The sequence below is a fragment of the Coprococcus sp. AF99-45 genome (assembly GCF_027663865.1).
GTDB classification, from domain to species: Bacteria; Bacillota; Clostridia; order Lachnospirales; family Lachnospiraceae; genus Allocoprococcus; species Allocoprococcus comes.
The window spans coordinates 1-7501 of sequence record NZ_JAQDGZ010000038.1; the positions used below are offsets into that span (position 1 = coordinate 1).

Below are 7501 nucleotides of genomic sequence, written 5' to 3' on the forward strand. Positions count from 1 at the left end.
TTCATAAAAAAGTTACAACCGATGCTTTGTTTGATTTTCGTACTAAAAAATATTTAGCCCGAATCGTAACATCACCAAATCAGCTCGTTGAAAAGATACAGATTTTTGATGCAGGTAAAGATGACAGGATAATGGAACTTGTTAAATTACTTGTGACAGATTTTCTTCACGAGAATAATCCTGATAAAGAATTTGATGAACTGCGCTTTGCTGTCGACGACGACGGAACAAATATTCTTATAATCATTAATAAGAGTGAGATCACTGGTGCAATTGACATTGACAATATGTATGAATTTGCTTCTTCACACTGCACTGATTTCAAAGATCTCCGCGATGATGAGGATATTGTTATCAATAGGGAGTGGATCCTTAACAAACTTACCGAAGAAGAAAATTAATAATATATTTGGTGGCTACACCCCCAAGCCCCTGTAGAATAAATAACGCCAGTACTGGATATCAAAAATCCTGCACCGGCGTTATTTATTAAAATATTTTGTTTTTTAATCTTCAACACTCTCTACTGAAACTTCTTTTTTCTTCCTACTTTTACCAGAAATCATCTTGTGTCCTGTATAAATAGCCATAATCATGCAAAGCAAAGAACTTGCTGCAAAGTACTTATGGCCTTCTTTTGATCCCTTATAACCTGTATAAAAAGTTCCAAGCATTGTAATCAGTGCACCGATAGACCAATATTTATGTGATTTCATTCAGATACCTCCTGTCGTTTTTCTTAATCATATACCTTTTAAAAGATATATACAAACAGGAATTGTTCAAGCTTTTCAAATACTAACGTCCTTAATTCTGTTCAATAATTGATTTATAGTAGTTACCAAAGTCAGCAAGTGAATTAACAATTGGAAGCATTTTTGTTCCGAGTTCCGTTAAGCCGTATTCAACTCTCGGTGGCTGCTCATGGTAATCGTGGCGATATGCCAGCCCATCACTCATCATTTGTCTTAAACTATCTGTCAAAACCTTTTGTGAAATACCATCTATACTTCGTTGTAGCTCATTGAATCTCCATGGACGCTCTTTCAAGTTACGCAAAATCAGCAGTTTCCATTTTCCTCCGATAAGAGATACTGCTGTTGCAACTGGGCATTCCGGTAATTCTTCTTTTGCTCGCATAATTCTCACCTCCGAGTCTATTGTAACACATTCATTTTTGAGTGTACAGTTACAAAAAGGTGCGTACTTGTTTTTGTATGTGTCTCACACTATACTAATACCAAGCAACCAGAAACTACAAATTAACTATGGAGGTTATTATGGCAAATTACACAAAAACAACTATTGGAAAGGAAAACCGAATTGAGCTGCATGAAAAGTTGTCTTTAACAGGTGCAGAAATCAGTTTAAACGAACTACCTGCAGGAGCAAATGTCCCATTTGTTCATTCTCATAAAGAAAATGAAGAAATCTATGGAATTCTTTCAGGTAACGGCAAAGCCATAATTGACGGAGAAGAAATTAGCCTTTCAACTGGAGACTGGCTAAAAATCGCACCTACTGCAAAGCGTCAGTTTTTTGCATCCGATATTTCTGGAATTACTTATATCTGCATTCAGGTAAAAGAAAATTCTCTGGAACATTTTACAGCAGAGGATGCCGTAATCGGCTAATTAAAAGTATTTATTTACAAAAATGCACAGTTCACGATAAGCTAAGAACTGTGCATTTCTTTTTTGCCATACTATTTCCTCCTTCCTTACAACACCATTATACTTTATGTCCGACAACAAGTTAACGTATTTTGCTCCTCATGTATTACATTTTATTTTTTATAATTCATCTCTGAAATTCTCAAGATATTCATCCACAATCTCTGTATTGACCAGAACAACTCTCTTCACATGATAGACTGCTTTTGCATCTTTCGCTAATTCCTGAAATGTATGCAACCCCATAGAATATAATTGTACCCCTTCCTCATAACGGACAAATTTCTTTCTTCCGACCTGCACCAGCTTTTCCAATTCTGGAATTTCTTTTCTGACTTTAGGCATGAAAAAACCTCCTTCCTTCGTACATAAAAAATATCTTTCATATATACAAAAGAAGGAGGGTGAAAATACAGCCTCTGATATGCAATTTTTTTAAACAAGTTATTTCCATACGTTTTCTTTCGATGACCACATCCCAAAAAATTCATCTTCTCGCAGTAGTGCTCCATATACAGGGCTAATAAACCGGTTAATCTGAACCAATACAGAAGAAAAATCAGGCTTTTCAAGCCCTGGTCCGGGATTGTAATTATTCCACAATTTTTGAAGGAATTCATTCTGATCAAATGCTCTTATTTGTTCCATGCTATCTTTCTCGTATGGCGTTCCTCTATGTTGCAAGGTTTCAAAAATTGCTTCCTGCAACACCCTGCCTTCAAAATCAAATACCTGCGACCAGTAATAAATATCATAAAAATCTTTCATCCTACTAGAAGCAGTCATTCTCTTTAAGATGGCATCAAATTTCTCTGCCATTGTGCTCTCCAAAGAATATGTATAAATATTTGGTTCCTCAAAACCTTCCAGTCTAGTTGCCACAGTTCGCTTAACTGCACCGGGTACTATCACGTCATCCACACCAATATCAACAGAAAATGGAATTCTCACATTTTTGATATGAGCCATCAAATTTATACCTATACCAGGATACTTTTTCTCCGGAGTGATTTTCCTCGTTCCTAGCACTTCCATACTAATAAAATCATTGTGAGTATCTGTTTGACAAATTTCCTCCATGATCGTTTTCATTCCAGCTACATCATTCGACATTCTTCTTAGCATGAAATCAATATCCATAGTTGGTCTTCCCTCATAATTTGAAATAGTGTATAAGAACATTCCACCTTTCAAAACAAGATTCTCTGCATATCCTGACATTTCAAGTTTACGAAGAAACTCTTCCTGTGCAAAAAGCTGAAGACAAGTCTGATAGTTGATTCCTGTTTCTTTTGCCTGTTTCTTTAATCTGGTGAGCACAGATGCACCCATATCTTTTATCTCTTTTACAGCCATATTCCAATCACCCTTCTTGCTTTCTTCTCCACACCAAGCTTTGAGGCATACATCATTAGTTTCGCAGCATCTTTCTTTTTATCACCAATATACCTTTGGATTACAATATTAAAGACCTCTCCATCCATCGTATTAACATGACGCAAACAATCACATACAACACGCTCTCTGTCATAAATCTTTACCGTAATTCCATCTATGTTTCCTTCACTCACACCAATATTCAATCTGGATGTTTCAATAAAATGTGGTTTTATGATAGGAAAATCTAGCTTGAATTTGTTTCTTGCAGACTTATTATCTACAGCTATATGCCAGACTCCTGGCACACGATCCGTATAACCATAATACATCGCAGCTGACATGTCACAGATAATAGCTTTGGGAAAGAGTGCCGTTATTACTGACACTTCTGTAAAAGCCTTTTCATCCTGCCACTGATAATAACCATACTTGATCTTTTCTACTCTTCCTTGTTCTATTAGATTTTGAAGTACCTGATAAGATATACCTTCCCTTGTAAGTTCGCAGGTACGCATTATTCCTCCATATCGTTCAAATATTGATTCATAATTCATAACCGTATTTATGCACATCTCCTTAAATAACTTCGTACAATTTCTTGATAGTTTTTGTATCAAGTTATATTATACACGAATAGTTCAAAAAATCAACTTGATACAAAAAGTATTATGTTTTTGTATCAAGTTCCAAAAGAAATCCAGGACTTCTGCAGATTCGAAAAAACATTTTTTATAATTTCAGCTTTGTGTCACAATTTATTTTTTAGATTATTTTTCACTCACTCTCTGCCGCAATCCTTACACTTCCACCAAGCTTTACGATTGGCAAAGACCGCAACGTGCATTGGAAGTGTCGGATAATTTCTGTCCGACCACTCGGCAGCTATATCCGGCAGAAGTGTTGCAAGGTCATTAAATCCTGCCAACACTTTATTATGGGAACAATATGGGCAACCTGTTTTATTTATTGTCCTGCTCTTAACAGCAGCTTCCCACTCGTGTCCTTTCTCACATCTCCAAATCACTTTCTTATGAGAACCAATAGAAACTTCTGTCGGTTTTATCTTATTCTTTTCCGACCACTGCTTTTCCAGTAGCGGCTCTAATGTTGCCAAATCGTTAATCCCTGCAATCACTCTCGCACCGGAACATATCGGGCATTTTTCTCCATTAGAACGAGCCTTAACACTTGCCTGCCATTCATGACCGTAAGCACCTCTCCACCATACTTTTTTATTTGAACCGAAAGTAATGTCATCAGGCGTAAGCGTTAAATTCTTTTCCGACCACTCCAAAACAAGCTCCGGGTGTACTTCTGCTAAACTGTTATTCATAGCCAAACCTCAACCTCCTTGTGCTTAGAGTATATGAAGTTTTAGCTTTATCTTGTAGTTTGCGAATATCCGTATAAACAGAAAAGCCCTTTGAGAAAAGGATTTTTCCTCTCTCAAAGGGCAAGTTGGCAAACAGGAAGTTATTACTTTCTGCATAGTGTGTTTCCTAAAATGATAATTACCACGACATCAACCAAAATAATCCCCAATGCAATATATACAAAAAATGCAGGCAAAATCTTTTCAAACAAGCCCATAGTTAATGCAAGAATTGCTATAATAGACATTCCAATTCCCATTGTTCTGCATAACTTCTTTTCATCATATTTTTCCTTTTCTTCATTTGAAGCTGTATTATATCCAGAAATGAACCAGCTTCCATGTCCAGAAAGTAAAATAATAGAAAGTACAGCAAATATCGCAAAGACAATCCACACTATCCAATCAGAGCCTGTTGCTAAATCTGCTAATTTCATTTACATACTCCTCCTTAAATTCCATTTTCTTAATTTTATAAACTGGAATTGTTACACTTAAAAAAGCGGAATTTCACCATCATAGTTTTCTGCTTTTTCCAATAGCGGTCCTTTAGCTCCCATCGTAAACGCGATGTCGCTACTGCGGATAGAGAGCAGCTCCATTCCGGGTCTCACCTTCAAAAAATCCATCATTTTCTTCGTAAGAAGAATTTGCCCCTCCTGTGAAATTTCTACCCAGCAGTAGGAACGCCCCTTGTATTTGATAAATTCGCCAGAACCTGCTGAGTAGTCAAGCAACGGTGGAGTATCGTCCAAAATGTGACCAAGTTTTGACGGATGCAAAAGGCCTTTCCGGGTGACGCAGAAGCCACCGGTAATCTTACTTCCGGTAAAAAGATATACTTTTCCTTCATCTGCAATGTGATATTCTTCCATTGCCTGCGGTGGAATCCGCAATGTTCCATCCGTCCGAATGAGTGATTTCCCGAAAATAAATTTTCCTCCCTTATTCATTTGTGGCATAAAAACACCTCCTGAAATTCTGATTTTCCAACAATACAAGCAGGAAATGATTTATCATCTGTATTGTTTTCCTTTTTCTTATGAGTCGAACCCAAGCAAAGAAATGAAGAACCAAGACATAACCATACTATAGCCATAGAACTTTCATTTCCACTCGTAAAGCCAATAGCTGACGCTATGAAAAACAGAACTGATGCAATGTAAAATAACTCTCATATTTCCTTCCTCCTTTCGTTCTAATCGGTAGATATCTCCTATATTTAAAATACCTCTTTTTCATCGAAAAATCTTCTTCTGTCCACCAAAACACTATTTTTTGTCTCTCTTTATTACATTTTTCTATATAAAGAAATTCCCAGAATACTTACTGCTATCACAATAAGAAATTTTCCGAACCCTGATATTGTATATTCTAACCCTCTCCCATAAATAATCTGGCTTATCGGTTGAAACATATTGGTTATCATAGATACAAATCCCATAATTCTCCCCATATATTCTTCTTTTGTTTTTCTCATAATATCAGATAAACATACTATTGAAAAAATATTAATATTAAACTGAATTATGCTACATAGTACTAAAATAGTAATAAATATTGCATTCCTTGTTTGACATATCCACAAAATAATTCCCGTTATCATAACGCACCCGCCTATTCCAATAACAAGATTATTTGTTTTATTACTACCCCACTTTCTTCTTGTAAAAGAATAATAAAAAGTTGCACCGATTGCAGCTATTCCCAGGCTTCCTTCTGCATATCCATAGACTGTTGTACTATACTGTAACGTATTTCTTATGATATATGGAAATGCAATTGTAAGCAGCCCTGTTATTTCACAGGAAATTACGCCTGCATACAACACTAATTTAAGAATTTCTTTTTCTTCCACAAACAAATACTTTATTCCCTGTTTTATTCCCAATATTGCACTATCCCTTATGCATTGTTCATTTTTCATTTTTATTAAACTTTCCAAAAAAGCGGTAATCCCAAAACCAATTATAGAAAAAATAATAATCTTATTTATGGAAAATGTATTATATATAACTCCACCTAGAATTGGTGCTAATATTGCTGAAATAGACGATATCTGTGCTATTTCTGTATTAGTTTTATTTAAATCATCTGTAATTAGTGGTACTGCCGCCTGAGTAGCTGGTGTTTCTAACATCCCTAATATCCCTAATATAAATAAAATGATGCAAATTGCTATTACTTTATTAGATAAAAGGAAAAACAAGCTAAGTATTATGCCTGATGTAACGTCTAACATAACTATTAATTTTTTCTTTTTCACATAATCACAGATCCATCCAGCAATTGGACTAAAGAAAATTATTGGTAGCATAGAAAATGCTATGATATTCGAATATATAACTGATGAACCTGTATTATCTAAAATGTACATATATAACGCAAATTTTAGCATTTGATTAATTACCAGCGAGTTTGCCTGTCCTATTAAATATAAATAATATGTATTCATTTTTTTCTCCTTTACATACCGGTGGTATGTTATGTTCAAAAAATAAAATGGGGAAATTCCCATTTTATTCACAATATTCCATAAAGACGTGTTTCAATTTTTCTTTTAATTCTTTGTCCAAAAAATCTACTCCCATATTTTTTGTCCATTCTGAAATAAAATCTATTTTTCTTGTTAATTCTTTCTCTGTAATATCAGAAATCGAAAGTAATAAACCTATATTTATTTGAACTAATATCTGTTCTGAAATCTCCTTTGGATATTCTGTATTTACCGATCCATCTTTAATACCCTTTTCTACTATTTTGCATAAATCAGGTGCCAGAATATTTTTATTAATTTCAATCATTTTTGCAATCATCTTAGGACTTTGAATCTTTTCACTTTGGCGCCAAGTTCTCATACTTATTTTATTATAATATTGCTGTTCTTGATCTTCTATTCCTAACAAAAACGCCTTTTTTATCAATTCAATACCTGTTAACTCAGAATACACTAATACCTTTTTAAACGGGTTATTCTCTACTAATAGTTTATCCTCTATAGCATCCAATATATCATCTTTTGATGAAAAGTGATGATACACCGCTCCCTTAGTTGGTGCTAGAATATAAATAGTAC

12 protein-coding genes are annotated in these 7501 nt (G+C 34.8%); 2 read left to right on the forward strand and 10 right to left on the reverse strand.

The window, feature by feature from the left end; all coding sequences use genetic code 11:
• A partial coding sequence (locus tag PGR14_RS15510; RefSeq protein WP_270223685.1) for a CpXC domain-containing protein occupies positions 1–401 on the forward strand: 401 nt, incomplete at its 5' end.
• A 105-nt stretch (positions 402–506) separates the two neighbouring features.
• Here PGR14_RS15510 and PGR14_RS15515 read toward each other — a convergent pair.
• Positions 507–716, reverse strand: a complete 210-nt coding sequence (locus PGR14_RS15515; RefSeq protein WP_008392833.1) for a DUF6219 family protein — start codon at positions 714–716, stop codon at positions 507–509.
• 91 nt (positions 717–807) lie between these two features.
• A complete protein-coding gene (locus tag PGR14_RS15520) occupies positions 808–1140 on the reverse strand; it encodes a winged helix-turn-helix transcriptional regulator (RefSeq protein WP_008373705.1) in 333 nt (110 codons plus the stop codon).
• A gap of 140 nt (positions 1141–1280) precedes the next feature.
• Here PGR14_RS15520 and PGR14_RS15525 point away from each other — a divergent pair, with 140 nt between their 5' ends.
• Positions 1281–1634: a cupin domain-containing protein gene (locus PGR14_RS15525; protein ID WP_020993869.1), complete on the forward strand. Its 354-nt coding sequence runs from the start codon at positions 1281–1283 to the stop codon at positions 1632–1634.
• Between the two features lie 159 nt (positions 1635–1793).
• Here the strand turns inward: PGR14_RS15525 and PGR14_RS15530 are convergent, their stop codons facing one another.
• From PGR14_RS15530 to PGR14_RS15565, 8 genes are all read right to left on the reverse strand, one after another.
• Positions 1794–2018 (reverse strand): DUF6462 family protein, encoded by a 225-nt coding sequence (locus PGR14_RS15530; RefSeq protein WP_055249545.1) that lies wholly within the window; start codon positions 2016–2018, stop codon positions 1794–1796.
• 99 nt (positions 2019–2117) lie between these two features.
• The gene (locus PGR14_RS15535) at positions 2118–3029 is read right to left on the reverse strand and encodes a nucleotidyl transferase AbiEii/AbiGii toxin family protein (RefSeq protein ID WP_207719298.1); all 912 of its coding nucleotides are present in this window, start codon (positions 3027–3029) and stop codon (positions 2118–2120) included.
• Positions 3020–3568 carry a type IV toxin-antitoxin system AbiEi family antitoxin domain-containing protein gene (locus PGR14_RS15540; protein ID WP_242856310.1) on the reverse strand — a complete coding sequence of 183 codons (549 nt, stop codon included), beginning with the start codon at positions 3566–3568 and terminating at the stop codon, positions 3020–3022. The genes PGR14_RS15535 and PGR14_RS15540 overlap by 10 nt, the downstream gene beginning before the upstream one ends.
• Positions 3569–3831: 263 nt before the next feature.
• The gene (locus PGR14_RS15545; protein ID WP_270223688.1) at positions 3832–4386 is read right to left on the reverse strand and encodes a zinc-ribbon domain-containing protein; all 555 of its coding nucleotides are present in this window, start codon (positions 4384–4386) and stop codon (positions 3832–3834) included.
• Positions 4387–4529: 143 nt separating this feature from the next.
• The gene (locus PGR14_RS15550) at positions 4530–4862 is read right to left on the reverse strand and encodes a DUF3784 domain-containing protein (RefSeq protein ID WP_055249541.1); all 333 of its coding nucleotides are present in this window, start codon (positions 4860–4862) and stop codon (positions 4530–4532) included.
• Positions 4863–4919: 57 nt separating this feature from the next.
• Entirely contained in the window at positions 4920–5387 is a 468-nt protein-coding gene (locus PGR14_RS15555) for a hypothetical protein (RefSeq protein ID WP_005340973.1), read from the reverse strand.
• Positions 5388–5716: 329 nt separating this feature from the next.
• On the reverse strand, positions 5717–6880 hold the full coding sequence (locus PGR14_RS15560) for an MFS transporter (protein WP_270223689.1): 1164 nt from the start codon (positions 6878–6880) through the stop codon (positions 5717–5719).
• Between the two features lie 64 nt (positions 6881–6944).
• Positions 6945–7501 (reverse strand): TetR family transcriptional regulator (locus tag PGR14_RS15565; protein ID WP_270223690.1); only part of this gene is annotated, 557 nt, incomplete at its 5' end.